Raw genomic sequence first — 19,689 nt, 5'->3', positions numbered from 1 at the left:
CGTGGGTCAACACATTGAAACTTTTCCGGAAGCCACCACACGTCGTGTGCGGGTGAAGCGCGCGCCGCGTTCTTTGGTCACTACCGCCACGGTGAGTGGCTTGTTGGCGTTTGTGCTGTTGGTGCTGGTGCCGTTTTTGCCGGTGAACCAGGTGCAGTCTTCGGTGTCGTGGCCGCAGAACAATTCGGTGCAGGCGGTGAATGCGCCGTTGATTTCGCTTGCGCCGCAGGAAGTGGATATCCAGATCCCAATTGAGGCGGTGGATCACGTCCGCCCGGGCCAGTCTTTGGTGTTGGGTACGTTGCCGGAGTCTTCGCAGGAGGCGTTTGATCGCGGCCTGTTTGTTACCGCGCCTGGTGGTGGGCTTGTGGTGTCTGCGATCAATGAGGTGCTTTTTGATCTCACCCCTGAGGAGGTTGCAGCGCTGCCTCGTGATGCGGTGCTGAGCATCCAGCAGACCGACGAGGAGACCACGGTTGTTATCAGCGGCACGTCCTACTCCGAGGAGATTGAGGATGATTACCGCGCCCAGTTCACCGGTTTCTACTCGGAGCTTGAGCCGGATGCAGGGCAGCTGCTTATCGACGCTGGCCTGACCGCCCACATCGACATCAACTCCCGCTTCACGTCCTCGCCAACTGCGGTGAAGGTGTTCGCGATGATCGCGGGCCTGATTTCCGCAGTGGTTTCTTTGGTGGCGTTGGGCCGTATGGATCGTTGTGACCGTCGCCGTGTGCCGCTGTTCGACCGGGAGTGGCGCACGTTTAAGCCGCTAGATGGCATCGTGCTTGCGGTGTTGGGTTTCTGGCACATCTTTGGTGCCAACACCTCTGATGATGGCTTCTTGCTCACCATGGCTCGCGTGGCCAATGACTCGGACTACATGGCCAACTACTACCGCTGGTACGGCGTGCCGGAGGCACCGTTTGGCTCCCCGTTCTATGACGTGTTGGCGCTGCTTGCGCGTGTAACTACGGCGTCGATGTGGATGCGCCTGCCCACGCTTCTGGCTGGCATCGCCATTTGGTGGGTGCTGTCGCGCTCTATCCTTCCGCGCTTGGGTGAGGCGGTTGCGGGGCGCCGGGTGGCGTACTGGACTGCGGCGTTTGTGTTCCTGGCGTTCTGGCTGCCGTATGACAACGGCACCCGCCCGGAGCCGATCATTGCCGCTGGCATCTTGATCACCTGGGCACTGTTTGAGCGTGCCATTGCCTATGACCGCCTGCTGCCTGCAGCGTTGGGCACGATCACGGCTGCGCTGACCTTGGCGTGCGGCCCGACGGGCTTGAGTGCTGTTGGCGTGTTCCTGATTTGTTTGCCGGCGGTGTTTAGGACGATGAGGCGTCGAAAAGCAATGGCTCCGATGCTCGCCTACATTGCTGCCTTCCTGGGTGCCGGCATGGCTGTGATGGTGCCGGTGTTTAAGGACCAGACTCTGGCCACCGTGCTGGAGGCAACCGCCGTGCGCTCCGAGGTGGGCCCGGCGCTGAGCTGGCACGAGGAGTGGGTGCGCTACGCAACGCTGTTCCAGCAGACGGTGGACGCCTCGCTGGAGCGCCGCTTCCCCGTGTTCACCCTGGTGCTGTGCATGGTGCTGATCCTGTGGGGCATGGCGCGCTGGGGCCGCATCCCGGGCACGAACAAGGCAACGACGCAGCGGATGGTGCTCATTGTTGGCCTGACTGTGTTCTTCATGATGTTCACGCCAACGAAGTGGACCCACCACTTCGGCATCTACGCAGGTGTCGGCGCCGCTGTTGCCGCACTTGGCTCGGTGGTGCTGTCCCACTTCGCGCTGCAGTCCGCCCGCAACCGCACCTTCGCGTTCGCCGCGACGCTGTTCCTGCTGGCCCTGACCCTGGCCGGCTGGAACGCCTGGTGGTACGTCTCCTCCTTCGGCGTGCCGTGGTGGGACCGTACCGTGCAGTACAAGGCGGTGGAGGCCAACACCATCGTGCTGGCGCTGGCCGGTGTGGTGTTTTTGGTTGGCATTGTCCAGTCGCTGATGCACAACAACCGGCGCGCTGAGGCCGCTAAGGCCGGGAAGGCGCGGGAGTTTGATCAGGCGGCGCGTGTAGACGCTGGCCGCTGGGCCGGCATCATGGGCGCCCCGATCGCGGTGCTTGCGGTGCTGATTGTGGCGTTTTCGTGCTTGACGTTTGTGAAGTCCTTTGTGTCCCAGGCGCCCTCGTATTCGGTGGGCATGGGCAACGTGCGCAGCTTTACGGGTGATGTCTGCGCGCTGGCGTCGGACGTGATGCTGGAGACGGATACGAATGACTCCTTCCTCACCCCGATTGACAGGGTGCCGTTGGGCAAGTCCTTAGACGCTGGCACCAACGTCGGTTTTACCCCTGATGGTGTGCCTGCCTACATCGCTTCTGAAAACGCCAACACCACTGATGTGTTGTCTTCGGCGCAGTCGGATGCGCAGACGGCGGATGCGCCGCAGGATGCGTTGAGTGAGCAGGCTCAGTCCACTTCCAGTGTGAATACGCAGGGTAACCGGCCGGAGTCTCTACGCGGCGTGAACAACTCCACGGTGCGTTTGCCGTTTGGGTTGGACTACCAGCGCGTGCCGGTGGTGGGCACGTTTGAGGATGACCCGAGCCGCAAGGCCGTACTGGAAACCGTGTGGTTTGAGCTGCCGGAGCACAACCCGGATGCGCCGCTTCTGGTGACCTCGGTTGCTGGCAAGATTGCGCACCATGACATCAACGGTGTGGAGCAGGAAGGCACCACGCTTGAGCTTGAGTATGGGCAGTTGCGTGACGACGGCAGCGTGAAAACCCTCGACAGCGTAGAAATGCTGGACCAGGGCCCGACTGGTGATTGGCGTAACCTGCGCTACCCGCTGGAAGACCTGCCAGAAGAAGCGGACGTTGTGCGCCTGGTGGCGGAGGACGCCTCCTTTGGTGAGAAGGATTGGCTGGCGGTAACCCCGCTGCGTAACCCGACGCTTGCGGCGATGACGGAGCTTGTGGACCGCGACACCCCGGGCCTGTTGGACTGGACGGTGGCCTTCCAGTTCCCGTGCCAGCGCACCTTTACGCACTACGCTGGCGTAACCGAGATCCCGCAGTTCCGCGTGATGCCGGATGCCCCTGGTAAGAAGCAGCTGTCTGGTTTCCAGGACTTCCTTGGCGGCGGTGCGCTGGCGACAGCCGAGGCGGTGAATTATTCTTACGACGTTCCTGGCTACCTGCGAGGCGACTGGCAGCGTGACTGGGGCTCCTTTGCCAAATATGAGCTGCGCACGGATTCCACGGGCGTGGCCCCGGTTGAGGCCAACATTGATTATGAAACCCACACCAGGTGGGGTTGGTGGACGCCAGGCCCAATGAAGATCAGGAACCCGAACGAGTAGGAGTTGGAGAAAACAATGAGGTTCAAGCGCTTTGCTGCTGCCGTGGCAGCGAGTGTTACCGCTGCCATGGCTTTGGTAGCCCCTGTTGCTTCCGCGCAGGGGGTTGGTGGGCAGATGATGTCTTCTGACAACACGATTGGAGTTGTGCAGGAGCAGGGCTGCAAGCCGCATTACCTCATTGCTGTGCCGGGTGGCGCGAACACGGTGGCGGGTGTGCCAACGTTTGTGCCGCACGGCGGGCACGTGTTCAGCACCGGCCTGTTAACGCAGATGCGTACCAACGGTGCGATTGAGCCGCTGTGGATTTCCTACAACTCGGGCGCGTTTGCGCAGCGTCCGTACTACGCGGCGTCCAAGGCAGCCTATGACACCACCTATGGCACCGTTGCAAAGCTGGCGAACGCCTGCCCTGATGCCACGTTCAGTTTCACCGGTTTCTCCCTGGGCGCGGATGTCACTGCGCGTTTGACGCGCGACATTGCCAACGGGTTCGGGCCGATTGCGCAGGAGCGTGTGGATGCGGTGGCGGTGATTGCAAACCCGTACCAGGGCCCGAATGGGGCGACCCTGTCGCCGGGCACCTCGCCGGATTCAGTTGGCGCCCTTGGTGCGCTGGAGGGCGGCTACGGTGTGCTGGCGGGTCGCGTGCTGGAGATCTGCCGTCCGGATGACATTGTGTGCTCCATGCGCGAAGAGCACCGCGCACTGGTGGCACCGGCGATGCGCACGCACATGAGCGCGGGCCGCATTCCGTGGAACGAATACCAGGCTATTTTGCAGAAGCTTGGCCTAGGCGCGGGTGCCGTTGTTGCCGGTATGGCCGCCCACGGCGGGTACGCCACGTTTGGCCCACAACAGGCATCGGATTGGATTGTGCAGCACACCATGTAGTGGCTTGCCACTACAGTTGTGGGCATGCATGACCTCTTTGCGTTAGTAAATGGCAACTGGGTGCGTGACCACGTCATCCCCGCGGACCGCGGGATTGACGGCGCGTTTTACGCACTGCGCGACAAATCCGAAGAAGACGTTCACGCCCTGCTGAAGGAAAGCGACAGCCGCGCAGGCGTGCTATACCGCGCCTTCATGGACACCGACGCGGTAAACGCCGCCGGTGTTGCGCCGCTGAAGGCGGACTTAGACCGCATTGTGGTGGCGGACGTGGAAGAGTTCGCCCACAACCTGGGCCTTTTGGAGCGTCACGGCGTTGGCGCGCCGCTGAGCTACTGGGCGGAGAAGGACTCCCAGGGCGAAAACTCAGTGGCCTACCTGGTGCAATCTGGCCTGGGTTTGCCGGATGAGGCCTACTACCGCGAACCACAACACGCTGAGACCTTAGAGAAGTACCAGGTCCACGTAGCGCGCATGCTGGGCTTTTTGGACGGCACGTACCTGATGGGCCTCAGCCCCGAGCAGGCGGCGGCGCGCATCGTTGCGTTGGAAACCCAGCTGGCGTCCAGCCACTGGGATGTGGTCAAGGCCCGTGATGCGGTGGCCACCTACAACCCGACCACGCTGGAAGAACTCCCGGCGATTATCCGCACCATGCTGGCCGCCTCCGGGTTGCCGTCCGGCCGCGTGATCAACATGATGCCGTCTTTCACCGAGGACCTGGCAGCGATGCTGCGCCCGGAGGCACTGGCGGACTGGCAGCTGTGGGCGGTGTGGAGCATTCTGCGTTCCCGCGCGGGCCAGCTCACCGAGGAAATTGCAAAGGCCAACTTCGAGTTCTACGGCACCCACCTTTCCGGTGCTACCCAGCAGCGTGACCGCTGGAAGCGCGGCGTTGCCTTGGCGGAAAGCCTGGTTGGTGAGGAGATTGGTCGGGAGTACGTTGAGGGGCACTTCTCGGCGGCGTCGAAAAGCGAAATGCTCCGGCTTGTTGACTATCTGATTCAGGCCTACCGCGAGCGCATTGCCAAGCTGGATTGGATGGGCGAGGCCACGCGCGAGCGCGCACAGGAGAAGCTGGGGCAATTCACCGCCAAGATTGGCTACCCGGAGCGTTGGCGCAGCTTCGACGGCCTTGAGTTTGTGGAAGACGGCGCGCAGCTTCTGGCGAACGTGCGTGCGGGTGCCGCCTTTGAGCACAACTACCAGCTGGCCAAGATTGGCAAGCCGAGCGATCGCGCGGAGTGGGTGACCACCCCGCAGACCGTCAACGCGTTCTACAACCCGGTGGTCAACGACATCACCTTCCCCGCTGCCATCCTGCAGCCGCCGTTCTTCGACCCGGAGGCTGATGCGGCGGAGAACTTCGGCGCGATCGGTGCCGTGATTGGCCACGAGATCGGCCATGGTTTTGATGATCAGGGCTCGCGTTACGACGGCCACGGTAACCTCAACTCCTGGTGGACCCAGGAGGACCGCGAACGCTTCGAAGCGCTCACATCCCAGCTGGTCAACCAATTCAACGGCCTGGTGCCATCCGTGCTGGCGGACCAGGAATGCAGCGGTGTGAACGGCGAGTTCACTCTTGGCGAAAACATCGGTGACCTGGGCGGACTTGGCATCGCCGTGGAGGCGTACAAGCTCTACCTGGCAGATCAGGGCCTAGAGGATTGCCCGCAGCGTTCCTTCGGTGAATTGGAGGGCACCTACACCGGCTTCCAGCGCCTGTTTTTGGCGTGGGCGCGCGTGTGGCGCTCCAAGGCACGCCCGGAGATGGCGGCACAACTTCTGGCGATTGACCCGCACTCCCCCAACGAGTTCCGCTGCAACGTCATCGCCTCCAACGTGGACGAATTCTATGAAGCGTTTCACGTGGAACCAGACTCCCCAATGTGGATCGATCCGGATAAGCGGGTGAAGATTTGGTAGAGCCTGTGAATGAGCCTGTGAATGAGCAGCTCAGCGAGGACTTCCATGTTGGCGGCCGTGACCGCGAGATGCCACCAGAGCTGCAACTTGAGCAACTGGTGACCTACATCGAGGCCACCTATGACCAGGACGCAGCGCAGTATTTGGCACTGCTGCCGGATCGCATCACGCACGCCGCGATGCTCATGCTCGGCAGCGCCGTTGACCACGCGATGCCCGCGGTAGCGTTTGCCGACGGTGTGACGGTGGAGTCCGTTGAACTGGGCGAAGTGTTCGTGCCCAGCTCCCCCACCGGCGCCTGGGCTGTGTCGCTGAATAGCGAGGTACCCGGTCACCGCAGCCACGCTTGGCAGCCAGATGTTGCCGCCGCCGCGGAACTCTCCGGCGTAACAATCTTGGACGTCAACGACGTTGCCGACGCCGAAGCCGCCCTGGCGTACGCCCGCGAGCGGGCTGGTGGTGCTGGTGGCGCTTGTGCTGGTGCTTGTTCGGTGTGGGCGTTTGGTTCCGCCGCTACCTCGGTCCCTTCGGGTGCGGACGCCTACGCGCTAACCTTCCCAGTTAAGGTTCCGCCGGAAACGTTTGCCGCCGTTGGTTCGGCGCCCGTGCTGGTTCAAGTCGCCTCCCGTGATGAGGTTGCGGCGCCGTTGCCAGCCGATCTACCTGTGTCTTTTACCCGGGCGGAGTATTTCTCAACGCACTTCATTGCTACGCCGGCGGAGATGCGCCGCCGGGTTCGCGACGTCGCAGAGTTCCTCGCCGCTCTCTGATATTCGGCCCTGGCCGGGCCTCGGGGTGGGGTTCGGCTTCAGCTTTGCCACTCGGCCCTCGCTGGGCCTCAGGCCGGGGTTCGGGCCTAGCCGAAAGAATTCAGAAATAATTCAGTGGCCAGGGGCGAATCCTGAATTCGTTTGGTTTGGGCCTCATCGCGACCTGGGGATACTGAATCCTTTCCCCGTTTTTCGGGAAATAATTCAGGGTCCGGGGTGCCGCTCTGAATTCTTTCTGAATTCTTTTGGGATCGCGGGGATCGCAGGGATCGGAGACAAGCCCCCGGGCGACTCCCTGACAAATCGTGTGGGACCCCAAAGTGACCTAAACTCACAAAACGCTGTGACCAGGGCGTTTAAGAAACGGCGTCCGACAGCGTTGCACGATTTGTCAGAGGGGAGCCGCGGATCCTGACAAATGTGACTATGCCCGCTTACCCCAAAACGCTGTGACCAGGGCGTTTAGGAAACAGCGTCCGACAGCGTTGCACGATTTGTCAGAGCCACCGCAAAAGCGCCGAACTAGCGGCGCTTCGCCTTCGTCGGCTTCACCGCAGCAGACTCCTTAGCGGCAGCAGTCTCTTTGGCCGAGGCCTTGTCTTTCGCGTCTTTCGCCGGGGTGTCTTCCACCTGGTTGATGCCGTGGCGGACGTCCACGGTGTTTTCGTAGGCGGTGCCGTAGGTCAGGGCGGCGACGGCCCAGGTTTCGTCGCCAATCTCACCCCAGGAGACGCTGCCGGTGGCGCTGGCGCGGTCATCGGTCCAGCCCATCTTGGATCCCTTCACGTTGTCCATGCGGGCGGTGCCGAAGCCTTGGATGAAGCCGTCGGCAGCCACGGCGCTTTGGTCCTTCATGCCGGCGAACAGGGGTTTCGCCTTCGGGTCCCACACGATGGAGGAAATGAACGTGGCAACGTCGCGAGCAGAGGTCTGCGTCTGTCCCCAATAGCCACTGCGCACGGTGGCTTTCAGGTCAAAATCTTCCGCGATCTGCTCAATGGCCTCGGGGTATTTCCGGTCAAGCTGGCTGGCAATGAGGTCTGAGGAGGTGGCCACCATCTCTGGGATCTGGGACTTTTCCTCGGCAGTGCCGTTGTACAGCACGTAGTACGCCAGGTACAACTTGGCCAGGCTCAACGCCGGGCGCGGCTCCTCTGCATTGGCGGACATGGAAATCCGCCCGTCGGGGTGCACCACGGCCAGGGCCGTACGATCGCGCAAATACGACGGATCCACGTGGTACGCCTGCGCCGGCGCAGCAACTACAGACGACAACGCCAGCGCGCACGTAAGCGTCCCCGCAACAACCCGCAGTTTCATCTGGTATGTCCTACGTTTCAAAGTCCTACGCTTCGGGGTCCAGGTGCAGGATTGAATCGGACTCGGAGGCCTCTTCAAACACCGGCATCTCTACCTCGCAGAAGTACACGCCGGCTCCCGTGGCATCCTCCTGGTAGCTGACCAGGCCAAACGAAGTGAGCTCAGGTTCCGTCAGGTATTTCGCGCCGAACATCTCTGCGGCATTCACCGCCGCGGAAAGATCCTCCACACCGAAATAGACCTGCCACAGCGCCAACTCAGGCACCAGGCCGATCTCCATGCTCAAGAATGGTGCGCCGTCCTGGAGGGCGATGTATTCATTGCCAACCTTCTGCACTTCCCAATCGAAAAGCTCGGCGTAGAAATCAACTGCCGCAACCTCGGGACCTGCGTAGTTGTACCACACCGGCACACCCGGCTCACCAGCGGCAACGAAGCGGTCTTCGCCTGCCGGCTGGATCAAACCGAAGATGCCGTCACATGGGTCGGCACACACGGTAAGGGTTCCCAGGTCTACCTCCGCGGTGGCCAGCACCTTGCCGCCAAGCTTCTCTACACGCTTCGCGTCCGCAGCCACGTCAACGCTGAGGAAGTATGGCACCCATTCGTTCAGTGCCCCTTCCGCCCCGGTGCCAACAATGCCGGCCACCGGCAACCCGTGCATCCGGGCAACGCGGTAATCGCCGGCCGAAACCTCCCAGCCCAGCACCTTGGTGTAAAAGTAGGCGGACTTTTGGGGCTCGCTGGTCACCAGGTCCTGCCAGTACGGCATGCCGGGAACGGCTTCAAATGCGGGCATTAGAGATTCCTCCACTTCTCCGGATCGAAATCATCGTTGGCGGTGCGCTCATCAAAGTAGTCGTCGTCACCGTCACCGTCGGTGGTGACGGTTGCGGTGGCGTGGGGGGTGGAGATGACGTCAGCGTCGTGAAGCAGGAAGCCCCTGCTTGTGACCACCTCACCGTTGACTGTCACCTCCCCGGCCTCAATCATTTCTTTGGCCTGGCCGCCGGATTCCGCCAGGTTAGCCAGCTTGAGCAGCTGGCCCAGTTTGATCGTGTCGCCGCTGATAGGCACCTCAACATGCATGCGGCCAAGCATAAGCCAGATTGGTGCGGAGTTTAGAACAGCGCGGGCAAACCGGCGAGCCCCTCGATGAGCATCCACACCGCGATGGCGATGAAGATCAGGCCCGTGACCAGGTCAATTGCCCAGCCGTGCTGCTGGATCGGCTTCGCCAGGGCGCGCACTGCCAGCGCAAACCCGACGAACCACAAAAGCCCGGTGATAATCAGCGTCGCCGCAATTGCCACCATCCACTGCCACCCCATGCCGGGGCGGATGAACTGGGCAAAGATCGCGCCGAAGAACAGGACCGCCTTCGGGTTGGACAGGTTCGTGGCCACACCCACACCGAACGCCTTGGCGGTGCTCATGGCTCGCGCGGCAGGTTCGACCACATCAGGGCTTTTTTGCTTATCGACGCGCGCCTTCACCCCACCCCGCAACGCCCCAAGACCCATGTACAACAAGTAGCCGCCGCCGACGATCTGCAGCACCGTCAGAATCTGCGGCAACGTCTGCACCAGCGCAGACAGGCCCAGAAGCGACCCGATGATCCAAACGGCGTTGCCAAGCGTGATGCCCACCGCCGCCCAAACGCCGGCGGCGCGGTCGCGCGAGCCGATGCGGATGATCTGAAATGTGTCCGGACCAGGGCTGACAATCGCGGCAAACCACACACCGAGCAGCGCCGCGAACGCCGACCCGGTCACTTAACGTTCCGCCTGATCAGCAGGCATGACGCTCATCGTGTCAATGTTCACGTGCGCCGGCAGCGACGCCACCCAACGGATTGCCTCCGCAATGTCCTCCGCAGTCAGGTTCAGTTTGCCCTCGTACACCTGGGCGGCACGCTCCGCGTCACCGTGGAAGCGGTTGAGCGAGAAGTCCGTTTTCACGCGGCCCGGGTCGATCTCGCAGATGCGGATGTCGGGCGCCTCCTCTCTACGAAACGCCCTAGTCAACCCCCGCAACCCGAACTTCGCCGCGTTGTAACCGCTGCCGCCCTTGTACGCATCCGTCGCCGCCACGGAGCCGATGTTGATAACCAAACCCTTTGCGGCCTTGAGCTGCGGGTACAGGGCTTGGGTGACGCGCATGGTGCCCATGACGTTGGTGTCGAACATCCATTGCCAGTCGTTCGCGTTAGCGTCGCGAAGCAGGTCAAGCTCCTTCGCCCCACCAGCATTGTTGACCAGCAGGTCCACCCGCGGGAGCTTCGCCAACTTGTCCACGCTCGCCTCATCCGTGACGTCCAACTCCAATGCCGCGCCGCCAATCTCATCAGCGATGCCGCGGCAACGCTCCACCCGGCGCGCCGCCACAATCACGTGCCAACCATCGGCCGCCAACGCACGACACGCGGCCTCACCAATACCCGCCGAGCCGCCAGTAACTACAGCAACTTTTTTGTCCATGCGCACAGGTTACCGGTGTACTTGGCGCATTGTGATGTTTATCCGCCCCTCTTTCAGACCCGTGGTTTCGGGCCCGGTGGCTTCGCGCGGCGCCTTCACCCCGTGATATGCCCTCCTCGCCGGGCCACCGAACACCAGCGCGTCCCCGGACATCAGCAGCAGGTCTGTTTCTTGGATGCGAAAGATCGTCTCCTCCCCGATGGACAGACTGACCACCGCGTTGTCGGATTCTTCCTCCGCGTCAACGTGCAGGCCCATGCCCGCGCCCGGCGGGTAGAAATTCACCAGCGCGGTCTCCACCGTTGGCGTGGGGCCGACCAGTGGGTCGATGGCGCGGGCGTGATCCATGATGTTGTTGGCCATGACCTGGTAGTTTGCGGGTACTTCCGGCACAGCGTGGCCATCAACCTCACGCACCAGCCGGTACGGCTGCGTCTGCCAAAACCACCCTAACGACAACAGCCACGCCGCCATCTGCCCCTGCCCAACGCGTGGGCGCCGCATCGCCACCGGCGTGCCCTTGACCTGGTTCGCAATATCCCGCGCCTGCTTGACCAGTGCGGCTTGCTCTTCGACGCTGAGGAAATTCGGCAGGTGCACCACTCCTGGGAGTGGGTTGGAGGGGGTGCGCGGGAGAGCGTCGAAAAGCATGGGTCTAATTAGGGTTCAGTTAACCAAGAAGCCACCGTAGTTCCGAAATGCGCTGCCATACGCCCTGCTCGGTAGGTGATAAATCGTACGAGTGGGCGCGCTCCTCGAACGCCTCGATTCCACCTTCTACCTGCTGCTCGAGATTATGTAGCTCCTGCTTAGCCTCCTCAACCGTGAGTCGGCGAATAATCGGCGTAGACATAATCCCTCCTTGGAAATGTTCTTGTTGGTTTGCTGTGCCCATTGTTGCACACTGGGGTAACACGCCAGCAGATGTTCGAAATTGTTGTTCGAGCTGAAGGCAGGCCATCAGTCGTAATCCTGTAAACGAGGGGGCCTCGTTTACAAAAGCCCAGGTCGGGTTCGTCACATCCGTAACAAATCGCTTTGTTTGCAATGAGGCTGGTGGGGTGCGTGGGGTTAGCGCAGGTCAGGGGGTAGAACCCCCTACGAGGCCTCGCGGCGCGCGGGTCCGCGCAGGTAGAAGGTGTCCACGATGTCGTACTTCGGTCCGCCGGAGCGGCCCTTGCCCAGGTGGGATTCCATGAGGTGGATCTCGTCCACATGCCAGCGAGGGCCGGAGTAGATGGAGAGGGCGTGGGCGTGGTCGTCGAGAAGCCAAAAGTCCCTGGTCCGGGTGCCCGTGCGGGCGACGGTGAGGTGCGCGCGCTGGCGGCCGCGGGCGTCGGGTTCCAGAAGGCAGTCAGCCATGAGGGTTTTCAGCTCGGCTTTGTCGCCGCCGACGCCGATCCACAGGGTGCGGCGGTCGAAGCAGCCGGCGCCGCGAAGCCGCAGCTCTAATGGCGGAGCCCATGCGGTTGCCTGGGCGAGGATGTCGGTGACTTCGGCGGCGTCGTTGGGCTGGGAGCCGTAGAAAGCCAGCGTGATGTGCCAGTTGTCTGGGTCGGTCCAGCGGGTTTCGGTGCCGAATGTGTCGCGGATCGGGCGCAGGGCGGTGATGAGGTGCTCGCGGACCTCGGTTGGTGGGACGATTGCGGCGAACAGGCGTCTCATGGCCTCAAAGGTACCCTGGAAAACAATGTTTGACTTGGAGAAAATCGGACGCGGTCTGCCGGTGGCGGGGGTGCTGGGCCAGTTGCCTGAGGCTGGCCCGCTGGTGGTTGAGGCGCCGCCGGGTACGGGTAAGACGACGCTGATCCCGCCGGCGGTTGCGAATGCGCATGGGAAGACGCTGGTCACGGCCCCGCGCAGGGTTGCGGTTCGTGCGGCGTTTCGGCGCCTTTCGCTTCTCGACGCCCCGTCGCTTTCCGGCTACGCCATCCGCGGCGAAGCCAAGCGCGGCGAGTTGGTGGAGTTTGTCACCCCCGGCGTGCTGCTGAACCGCCTGTTGAAGGACCCGGAGCTTCACGGTGTGAACGCGGTGATTTTGGATGAGGTGCACGAGCGTCAGCTGGATACGGATCTGGCGTTGGCGATGTGCATGGAGGTTGCGATTCTTCGCGACGACTTCTTTCTCACCGCCATGTCCGCCACCCTGGACGCGGCGGCGTTTGCTCAGCATATGGGTGCGCACGTGGTGTCCACGCAGGCGGAAACGTACCCGTTGGAGGTGCAGTACGCGCCGCATGCGGGACGTGCGGCGGGGTCGCGGGAGTTTTATGAGCATGTGGCGTCGCTGGCTGCTAAACCGGCGACAGCAGCGTCAACAGCAGCGGAGGGCCGCACGTTGGTGTTTGTGCCGGGTGTGCGTGAGGTGGAGTTGGTGTGCGAGGCGCTGCACAAGCACAGCGTTGCAGCAGCACCGCTGCACGGGCGGCTGAGCAGCGAGCAGCAGGACCAGGCGCTGTACGGGGATGCGCCGGTGGTGGTGTCGACGGCGGTAGCGGAGTCTTCGGTAACCGTGCCGGGCGTGCGCAAAGTTGTGGACACGGGCCTTTCGAGGGAGCCGCGCAGGGATGCCCGCGGCATGACTGGCTTAGTCACGGTGTCGGCGTCCAAGGCGAGCGCGAACCAGCGCGCGGGTCGTGCCGCACGTTTGGGGCCGGGCACCGTGGTGCGCGCCTACTCGGAGGCTGACTACCAGCACTTTCGTGAAGACATCGCCGCAGAAATCACCACGAGCGACTTGACGGGTGCGGTGTTGATGATGAAGGCGTGGGGATCCCCAGACCTGCCGCTGTTGACCCCGCCACCAGCCGCGGCACGTGAAGAAGCAGAGGAAACGCTAGAGGCACTCGGCGCCCTTGACAGCCGCGGCGAGATCACCAACTTCGGCCGCACACTGGCCACGCTGCCGGTGGACCCGCGCTTAGGCGCCGCACTGCTGAAGCTGGGCAGCGGTGCCGCACCCACGGTCGCGGCGATTGCGGAGGGCTTAAGCGGTGATTTAAGCCGGGTGGATCCGCCGCGCAATCAGGTCAACCGCCTGGTCAAGCTCGCGCCGAAAGGCCCGCCCGTTGCGGCGGGCGAGGTGGTCAGCACCGCGTTTCCGCAGTGGGTGGCCAAGCGCATGGGCGAGGAATACCTGCTGGCCAGCGGCACCCGCGCCACGTTGGATCCAAAGATCAACCTGACAGGCGCCGAGTGGATCGCGGCCGCTGAGGTGCAGCGCACCAAACACAACGCCGTGATCCGCGCGGCTGCCGCCACGCAGCTTCCAACCGAGCGCATCACGCAGGGCTACCGTGCGCATGTAAATAAGGACAAGGTGCAGCTTCGCAAAGTCAAAGCCATCGGCGCAATCGAGCTCAGCGCAACGCCGGTCGCCCTCAACACCTCAACTACCGCCGCCGCCAGCGAGGCACTGGAAGAGGCCGCCGCATCATTCCGCTTCGAGGACTTCCTGCTTGATAACAACGAACGCGACCTCCTTTCCCGTCTCACCTTCCTCCACGAGCAAGCTGGCTGGCCGGATATTTCGCGTGGGGATTACGCGGTTGAGGTTGGGGAGGTGTTGCGTGGGGCGTCGATAAGCAAATGCGACATGCGGGCCGCAATGATGCGCAACCTGCCGTGGGAGCTGGCCGGCAAGCTGGAGCAAAGCGCGCCGGAGCGCCTAGCGGTGCCCAGCGGGTCGCGGCCGAAGATTTCCTACGAGACCCGCCGACCTGTGGTGCGCGTGAAACTGCAGGAATGCTTCGGGCTGGCCACCTCGCCGGAGGTTTCCGGGGTGCGCGTGCTATTTCACCTGCTCTCGCCTGCCGGACGCGAACTTGCGGTCACCGATGATCTGCGTAGTTTCTGGGACGGGCCCTACCAACAGGTGCGCAAAGAAATGCGTGGACGCTACCCCAAGCACCCCTGGCCGGAGGACCCCTGGAGCGCCAAAGCCACGGCGAAGACCAAGAACCAAATGTAAACCGCTACATTATCGGCATGACAACTGCGCATAAGACGCACACCGAGGGCCACTCCCGGGCACACACTGTGTCCATGTGGACGCTGGTGTCGCTGATCATCGGCTCCACGGTGGGCTCCGGCATTTTCGCGCTGCCGCAAAACATCGGCTCCGTAGCGGGCCCCGGCGCGATGCTCACCGGCTGGCTGATCGCTGGCGTGGGCATGCTTTCCATCGCCTTCGTCTTCCAGATCCTCGCGCGGCGCAAACCGCACCTGGACTCCGGCGTGTACTCCTACGTGCGTGCGGGGCTGGGTGATTTCATCGGCTTCGCCTCCGGCCTGGGCTACTGGCTTGGTTCCGTCATGGCGCAGGTAGGCTACGCCACCTTGTTCTTCGGCACCATCGGCTACTACTTCCCCATCTTCCGCAACCAGTGGGTGCTTGCCCTGGCGGTATCGGTACTGACCTGGTCGATCTTCTTCATGCTCACCCGCGGCATCAAACAGGCGGCGGTGATGAACGTGGTGGTCACCGTTGCCAAAATCGTGCCTATCCTTGCCTTCATTGTGCTGGTGGCGTTCCTGGGCTTTAGTTGGGACAAGTTCACGTTCGACTTCTGGGGCGAAAGCTCTGGCCTGTCGTTTTCCAAGCAGCTGCAGGGCATCATGCTCTACACCGTGTGGGTGTTCATTGGTATTGAGGGCGCATCCGTCTACTCCAAGCAGGCATCCAAGCGTACGGACGTTGGCCGTGCCACCATCATCGGATTCCTGTCCGTTTTGGGTCTTCTGGTTGCCGTGTCCACCTTGAGCTACGGCGTGCTCACCCAGCAGGAACTGGCCGCGCTGCCGGACAACTCCATGGCCGCGGTACTTGAGGCAGTTGTGGGACCGTGGGGTGGCGTGTTCATCTCCATCGGCCTGTGCCTGAGCGTGCTGGGCGCGTACGTGTCCTGGCAGATGCTGTGCGCTGAACCCATCGTGCTCATGGCTAATGACGGCCTGTTGCCGAAGCGCCTGGGCCGCGCCAACAACGCCGGCGCACCGATTACCGCGCAGCTGATCTCCACGGTGGTCATCCAGTTCTTTGTCATCGTGTTCTTTGCCAACCAGACCTCCTACAACGCCATGGTCCAGCTGGCAACGATCATGTACCTTTTGCCGTACATTTTCTCCGCGCTGTACCTCGTGCTGCTTGCGCTGCGTGCGGACAAGAACCCGGCCGAGGACACCCAGAACACCGAGAACGCCGAGGTACGCCCAGACCGCGCAACCAACTCCAAGCACTTGGTTGTTGCCGCCGTGGCGTTCATCTACTCGCTGTGGCTCATCTACGCCGCTGACCTGGTGTACGTCCTCTTCGGCGCACTCGCAGTACTGCCGGGCATCATCCCGTACGTGCTGACCAAGCGCGCGCGTGGAGAGCGCCTGTTTAACGCCTTCGAGTGGGTCGTTGTCGCCCTCGTTGTCATCGGCGCGGTGTTTGCCGTGGTTGGGCTGGTTAACGGGTCGCTGGTGCTGTAGAGGATTTCAACCAGGGCTAGTCAGCCAAGGCTCTGATGGCATCGAGGAAGTTGGGCATTGCTGTCGATGGATTCGGTCCGGCCTGCCCTGCCTTCACCCTTCCCAGCTGAAGTGCCACAGCTTTAGCCTCCTCATAGCGGCCAAAAGGGAAGTCAGTTTTCATTGTCTTACCGCGCATGAGACCAGCGGATGCGCAGCGCTTGTCTAACACCATTAGCGCTACCCACCCACATTCGCGTTAGTTAGGCCCCGTAGCGTTGCCGGGGAGAGGTTCGGGATCGCCCGGTAGCGGCCGTCAAGGTAGCGGCGCTCATAGTTTGCACGCGAATCCTTCCTGAAATCCGCCAACGAGTAGACCGTGGTTTTGCCGTCGGAGCCTTTTTCGGTGAACCAGAACGACTGTTCCTTCAGGTTCAGCTCCTGCATCCGCTCCAACAAGTTTGTGCTGTGTGAGGTGAAAAACAGTTGCGCGCCGCCCACATTGATTGTTGTGTCTGTGAAAGCTTCAACGATGAGAAAGAGCAGGTGCTGGTGCAGGTGTGCATCAAGCTCATCAACAACCACCACACCACCGGTCTTTAGCGCTTCTACCAGAATGGTGGCGAGTGAAAACCAGGTAACGGTGCCGTCGGATTGCTCACGTAGTCCGAGCGACATCGTGCCGTCCTCGGATTGATGCTCAAAGATCAAGTGCAGCGCCACAGCCTCCAGATCCTTTTCTGAAAACTCGATGACTCCCCCGTCACCGTCGGAAATCGTCAGCGCAGCGCCTGCCCTAGGCGAAGGATGAAGTTGCTTAAGTGAGGTGGCCGCTGTCTGAAGCTTCTCAACGAGGTCTGGTGGCAACTTGCTTTCATCGAGCGTGACGTTGACTATGCCGGTGTCCGCAGCCGCAAGAAGCTGTCCCACATCATCAAAGTTCATCGCTCCGCTTCGCAGCGCTCGCATCACATTGTGAATACGCTGCTCACGATGCTGATCACTCAAAGCGATGAAACGCAGCGAATGGACGATCGCCTGAGCCAGGGCGCCGAGTTTTCCAAATTGTCCGCGCAATGCAACCGAAAGGTAGAGCTCGCGGGGGTTGGCAAAGCGCAGCACTGCCTGCTCATCTTCGAGCACAACGCGGTTGTTGAACTCGATGGTCTCATCGCTTCGCTCAAAGATTGGGGTCCACCGCTCGTTGGGAACGTAATGCAACCATTCGCCCTCAACACCGAGACCGCCGTATTCAAACCCGTACAAGTACCGTTTGCCGTCTACAACAAAGTCGAGTTCAAAAAAGCTTGGCTTCACGCCAGAGCTCTCCGAGGCGAACGGGTAAAACATCACCTCACCAGGATCTTCGAGATCTTGCCAACGGGTGGCTGAAAGTCGGATGGCGCGGGAAAAGTAGCCCAACGCGTCCAGCATGTTGCTCTTCCCAGACGCGTTTGCCCCCATCAGCACCGTCACCGGCCGCACAACATCTGCCCACGGGACATCAGGTACCGAGCTTTCGCCAGGCCAGTAGGCAAAATCAATCGTCTGCTCATCAGCGATGCTTTTGAAGTTTCCGGCGGTAAATCGAATGAGTTGCACACCGAAAGGATAACTTAAAAAGGCTTTCTGCGTACTTTTTACGCATTTTCCGTGGTTGGCTACAGCAGTTCGTCCATAAGCAACTTGGTGCTCAGCACCACCACCAGCCCGAGCAGTGCGAACCGGACCAGCTTGGAGCCGCCGGCGAGCACCGTGCGGGCGCCGATTTGCGCGCCGATGACGTTGGCCACCGCAAGGCCGATTGCCAGTGGCCACACCACGTAACCGCCGATGATGAACACGCTGAGCGCGCCGATGTTGGTGGCGGTGTTGACTACTTTGGCCATGGCGGCGGATCGGATGAAGGATTGCGCGAATACGGCGGTGAACGCCATGATGAGGAACATGCCGGTGCCGGGGCCGAAGATGCCGTCGTAGAACCCGATGGCAGCGGCCGCTACAAGGGCCATTGCTTGTCGACGCCCCGTGAACACCCCATCACCGCCCACCCCAAACTCCGGCCGCAACGCCACAAACGCGCCCACGGCTAAGAGCAGAACGATGATGACGGGGCGCACGACGCTATCACTAATCAACGCCACCGCCGCCGCACCACCTGCGCTGGCCGCGCCCGCCGCTAGGGCATAGGACCACGTTGCCTTGGGCACGCCCACTTTGCGCACCAGCGTGATCGCCGCCGACGCCGTGCCCGTGACCGCCGCGACTTTGTTGGTGGCAAGCACCGATGCGGCAGGCATGCCGGTGAAGCTCATCAGCACCGGGATCAGCACCAAACCGCCGCCGCCAATCACCGCATCAATCCAACCGGCGAAGGCTGCGGCGATGGCGAGGATGGTGATGGCGGTTGGAGTCATAAGCGCAAAGGGTATCCTAAGCGGCTGTGAACCGTTGGCTTTTCGTAGTACCTGCGTCCGTGGCGCTGGGCGCCCTGCTGAGTTGGGCGCACGTGCCGGCGGCGTGGATCTTGGGCGCGATCATCGCTTCCGGTGCGGCCGCGCTGATTGGCAAGCGTGAGCTTGAGGTCAACGACATCTTTTTCAAGTTCGCCCGCGGCATCATCGGTGTGATGGCGGCCCTGCCGCTGGTTGGCATCCCGCCGGCGGACCTGGTGCGCTACCTTGTGCCCGGTTTGGTCAGCGCGGCGTTCATTATCCTGCTGGCGTTTGGCGGCGGCATCATCCTGGCCAACCACGGGGTGTCCCGTGAGACAGGCGTGTTGTCACTGTTGGCCGGTGGGGCGTCCATCATGCCCGCAATCGCCCACGAGGTGGGTGCGGACGTGCGCTATGTTGCGCTGTCGCAGTACCTGCGGCTTCTGGTGGTGTCGTTTACGTTGCCGCTGGTGGCGTCACTGCTGGGGGCCACCGGCGACGGCAGCTTCAGCGCGCAGCCGACCGAGTGGTGGATGTGGATCCTCGTTCCCGCCATGGCCTTTGTGGGCCAGCCGCTGGGCAAGCTGCTGCGCCTGCCCAACGCACCGATCTTCGGCCCGATGTTGCTCACTGTGCTGGTGGGCTACGTGGTTAAGGTGCCGGTGGTCAGCCCCGCCCCGGTTACTATTGCCGCGCTCATTGCGATTGGCTGGATGGTTGGCGGCGGCTTAAGCGTGCCGGCGCTGAAGCTGTTTTCACGCATGCTGCCAGCCACGTTCCTCTACATCATCATCCTCATGGCCGCCTGCGCTGGCATGGGCTGGGTGATGTCTCAGTGGCTGGGCCTGACCCCGCTTGAGGGCTACCTGGCCACCACGCCCGGCGCGATTGAAACCGTGCTCGCCCTGTCCGCTGAAGGCGGCACCGGCCCTGCCGTGATCACGCTGCAACTGATCCGGCTGATCTGCGTGGTGCTGTTTGCGGGCTACCTGCCGCAGATCCTGCTGCGGTTGAAGCGCCAGCGCTAAGTACACGCTTTCTCA

Annotated in this window: 17 protein-coding genes; 7 read left to right on the top strand and 10 right to left on the bottom strand. The window is 62.2% G+C overall.

Annotation, left to right across the window (positions count from 1 at the left end):
• Position 1 precedes the first annotated feature (1 nt).
• Genes I6I71_RS03410 through I6I71_RS03395 form a run of 4 tightly spaced genes read left to right on the top strand, consistent with a single transcriptional unit; the run spans position 2 to position 6,957 of the window.
• Positions 2–3,367: an arabinosyltransferase domain-containing protein gene (locus I6I71_RS03410; protein ID WP_236587379.1), complete on the top strand. Its 3,366-nt coding sequence runs from the start codon at positions 2–4 to the stop codon at positions 3,365–3,367.
• A 15-nt stretch (positions 3,368–3,382) separates the two neighbouring features.
• On the top strand, positions 3,383–4,258 hold the full coding sequence (locus I6I71_RS03405) for a cutinase family protein (RefSeq protein WP_201822247.1): 876 nt from the start codon (positions 3,383–3,385) through the stop codon (positions 4,256–4,258).
• A 24-nt stretch (positions 4,259–4,282) separates the two neighbouring features.
• Positions 4,283–6,187, top strand: a complete 1,905-nt coding sequence (locus I6I71_RS03400; RefSeq protein WP_201822246.1) for a M13 family metallopeptidase — start codon at positions 4,283–4,285, stop codon at positions 6,185–6,187.
• A 5-nt stretch (positions 6,188–6,192) separates the two neighbouring features.
• A complete protein-coding gene (locus I6I71_RS03395; protein WP_236587378.1) occupies positions 6,193–6,957 on the top strand; it encodes an alpha/beta hydrolase in 765 nt (254 codons plus the stop codon).
• 522 nt (positions 6,958–7,479) lie between these two features.
• Here the strand turns inward: I6I71_RS03395 and I6I71_RS03390 are convergent.
• The 8 genes from I6I71_RS03390 to thpR form a co-directional block, all read right to left on the bottom strand.
• Positions 7,480–8,277, bottom strand: coding sequence for a hypothetical protein (locus I6I71_RS03390; protein WP_201822243.1), 798 nt, complete (start codon positions 8,275–8,277; stop codon positions 7,480–7,482).
• 25 nt (positions 8,278–8,302) lie between these two features.
• Positions 8,303–9,076, bottom strand: coding sequence for a VOC family protein (locus I6I71_RS03385; RefSeq protein ID WP_201822241.1), 774 nt, complete (start codon positions 9,074–9,076; stop codon positions 8,303–8,305).
• Positions 9,076–9,366: an RNA-binding S4 domain-containing protein gene (locus I6I71_RS03380; RefSeq protein WP_101733967.1), complete on the bottom strand. Its 291-nt coding sequence runs from the start codon at positions 9,364–9,366 to the stop codon at positions 9,076–9,078. Before I6I71_RS03380 ends, I6I71_RS03385 begins: the two co-directional genes overlap by 1 nt.
• Positions 9,367–9,398: 32 nt before the next feature.
• Complete coding sequence (locus I6I71_RS03375) at positions 9,399–10,052, bottom strand: LysE family translocator (protein WP_201822238.1); 654 nt, start codon at positions 10,050–10,052, stop codon at positions 9,399–9,401.
• Positions 10,053–10,757, bottom strand: a complete 705-nt coding sequence (locus I6I71_RS03370) for an SDR family NAD(P)-dependent oxidoreductase (protein WP_201822236.1) — start codon at positions 10,755–10,757, stop codon at positions 10,053–10,055. It abuts the gene before it with no gap.
• A gap of 9 nt (positions 10,758–10,766) precedes the next feature.
• Positions 10,767–11,408, bottom strand: a complete 642-nt coding sequence (locus tag I6I71_RS03365) for an alpha-ketoglutarate-dependent dioxygenase AlkB (protein WP_201822234.1) — start codon at positions 11,406–11,408, stop codon at positions 10,767–10,769.
• A gap of 19 nt (positions 11,409–11,427) precedes the next feature.
• Positions 11,428–11,610 (bottom strand): hypothetical protein, encoded by a 183-nt coding sequence (locus I6I71_RS03360; RefSeq protein WP_201822232.1) that lies wholly within the window; start codon positions 11,608–11,610, stop codon positions 11,428–11,430.
• Between the two features lie 245 nt (positions 11,611–11,855).
• Positions 11,856–12,422, bottom strand: coding sequence for an RNA 2',3'-cyclic phosphodiesterase (gene thpR, locus I6I71_RS03355; RefSeq protein WP_070494677.1), 567 nt, complete (start codon positions 12,420–12,422; stop codon positions 11,856–11,858).
• Between the two features lie 25 nt (positions 12,423–12,447).
• Between thpR and I6I71_RS03350 the strand changes: the two genes are divergently transcribed.
• Complete coding sequence (locus tag I6I71_RS03350) at positions 12,448–14,727, top strand: ATP-dependent RNA helicase (protein ID WP_201822230.1); 2,280 nt, start codon at positions 12,448–12,450, stop codon at positions 14,725–14,727.
• 17 nt (positions 14,728–14,744) lie between these two features.
• The gene (locus I6I71_RS03345) at positions 14,745–16,232 is read left to right on the top strand and encodes an amino acid permease (RefSeq protein WP_201822228.1); all 1,488 of its coding nucleotides are present in this window, start codon (positions 14,745–14,747) and stop codon (positions 16,230–16,232) included.
• Between the two features lie 219 nt (positions 16,233–16,451).
• Here I6I71_RS03345 and I6I71_RS03340 read toward each other — a convergent pair whose 3' ends face one another.
• Both I6I71_RS03340 and I6I71_RS03335 read right to left on the bottom strand, forming a co-directional pair.
• Positions 16,452–17,813 (bottom strand): AAA family ATPase, encoded by a 1,362-nt coding sequence (locus I6I71_RS03340; RefSeq protein ID WP_052205631.1) that lies wholly within the window; start codon positions 17,811–17,813, stop codon positions 16,452–16,454.
• Positions 17,814–17,872: 59 nt separating this feature from the next.
• Complete coding sequence (locus I6I71_RS03335) at positions 17,873–18,628, bottom strand: TSUP family transporter (protein ID WP_201822226.1); 756 nt, start codon at positions 18,626–18,628, stop codon at positions 17,873–17,875.
• Positions 18,629–18,654: 26 nt separating this feature from the next.
• Between I6I71_RS03335 and I6I71_RS03330 the strand changes: the two genes are divergently transcribed.
• On the top strand, positions 18,655–19,674 hold the full coding sequence (locus tag I6I71_RS03330; protein WP_201822224.1) for an AbrB family transcriptional regulator: 1,020 nt from the start codon (positions 18,655–18,657) through the stop codon (positions 19,672–19,674).
• The last annotated feature ends 15 nt before the right edge of the window (positions 19,675–19,689 follow it).

It is taken from the genome of Corynebacterium riegelii (assembly GCF_016728505.1).
GTDB lineage: Bacteria > Actinomycetota > Actinomycetes > Mycobacteriales > Mycobacteriaceae > Corynebacterium > Corynebacterium riegelii.
The sequence above is the reverse complement of the archived record's forward strand: the minus strand, read 5'-3'. Positions and strand labels throughout refer to the sequence as shown.

Bases quoted from the DNA above. Each gene is read 5' to 3' on its own strand.
- I6I71_RS03360 (WP_201822232.1), bottom strand. From the start codon at position 11,610: ATGTCTACGCCGATTATTCGCCGACTCACGGTTGAGGAGGCTAAGCAG.
- I6I71_RS03365 (WP_201822234.1), bottom strand. From the start codon at position 11,408: ATGCTTTTCGACGCTCTCCCGCGCACCCCCTCCAACCCACTCCCAGGA.
- I6I71_RS03390 (WP_201822243.1), bottom strand. From the start codon at position 8,277: ATGAAACTGCGGGTTGTTGCGGGGACGCTTACGTGCGCGCTGGCGTTG.
- I6I71_RS03335 (WP_201822226.1), bottom strand. From the start codon at position 18,628: ATGACTCCAACCGCCATCACCATCCTCGCCATCGCCGCAGCCTTCGCC.
- thpR (WP_070494677.1), bottom strand. From the start codon at position 12,422: ATGAGACGCCTGTTCGCCGCAATCGTCCCACCAACCGAGGTCCGCGAG.
- I6I71_RS03370 (WP_201822236.1), bottom strand. From the start codon at position 10,757: ATGGACAAAAAAGTTGCTGTAGTTACTGGCGGCTCGGCGGGTATTGGT.
- I6I71_RS03380 (WP_101733967.1), bottom strand. From the start codon at position 9,366: ATGCATGTTGAGGTGCCTATCAGCGGCGACACGATCAAACTGGGCCAG.
- I6I71_RS03345 (WP_201822228.1), top strand. From the start codon at position 14,745: ATGACAACTGCGCATAAGACGCACACCGAGGGCCACTCCCGGGCACAC.
- I6I71_RS03400 (WP_201822246.1), top strand. From the start codon at position 4,283: ATGCATGACCTCTTTGCGTTAGTAAATGGCAACTGGGTGCGTGACCAC.
- I6I71_RS03405 (WP_201822247.1), top strand. From the start codon at position 3,383: ATGAGGTTCAAGCGCTTTGCTGCTGCCGTGGCAGCGAGTGTTACCGCT.
- I6I71_RS03385 (WP_201822241.1), bottom strand. From the start codon at position 9,076: ATGCCCGCATTTGAAGCCGTTCCCGGCATGCCGTACTGGCAGGACCTG.
- I6I71_RS03350 (WP_201822230.1), top strand. From the start codon at position 12,448: ATGTTTGACTTGGAGAAAATCGGACGCGGTCTGCCGGTGGCGGGGGTG.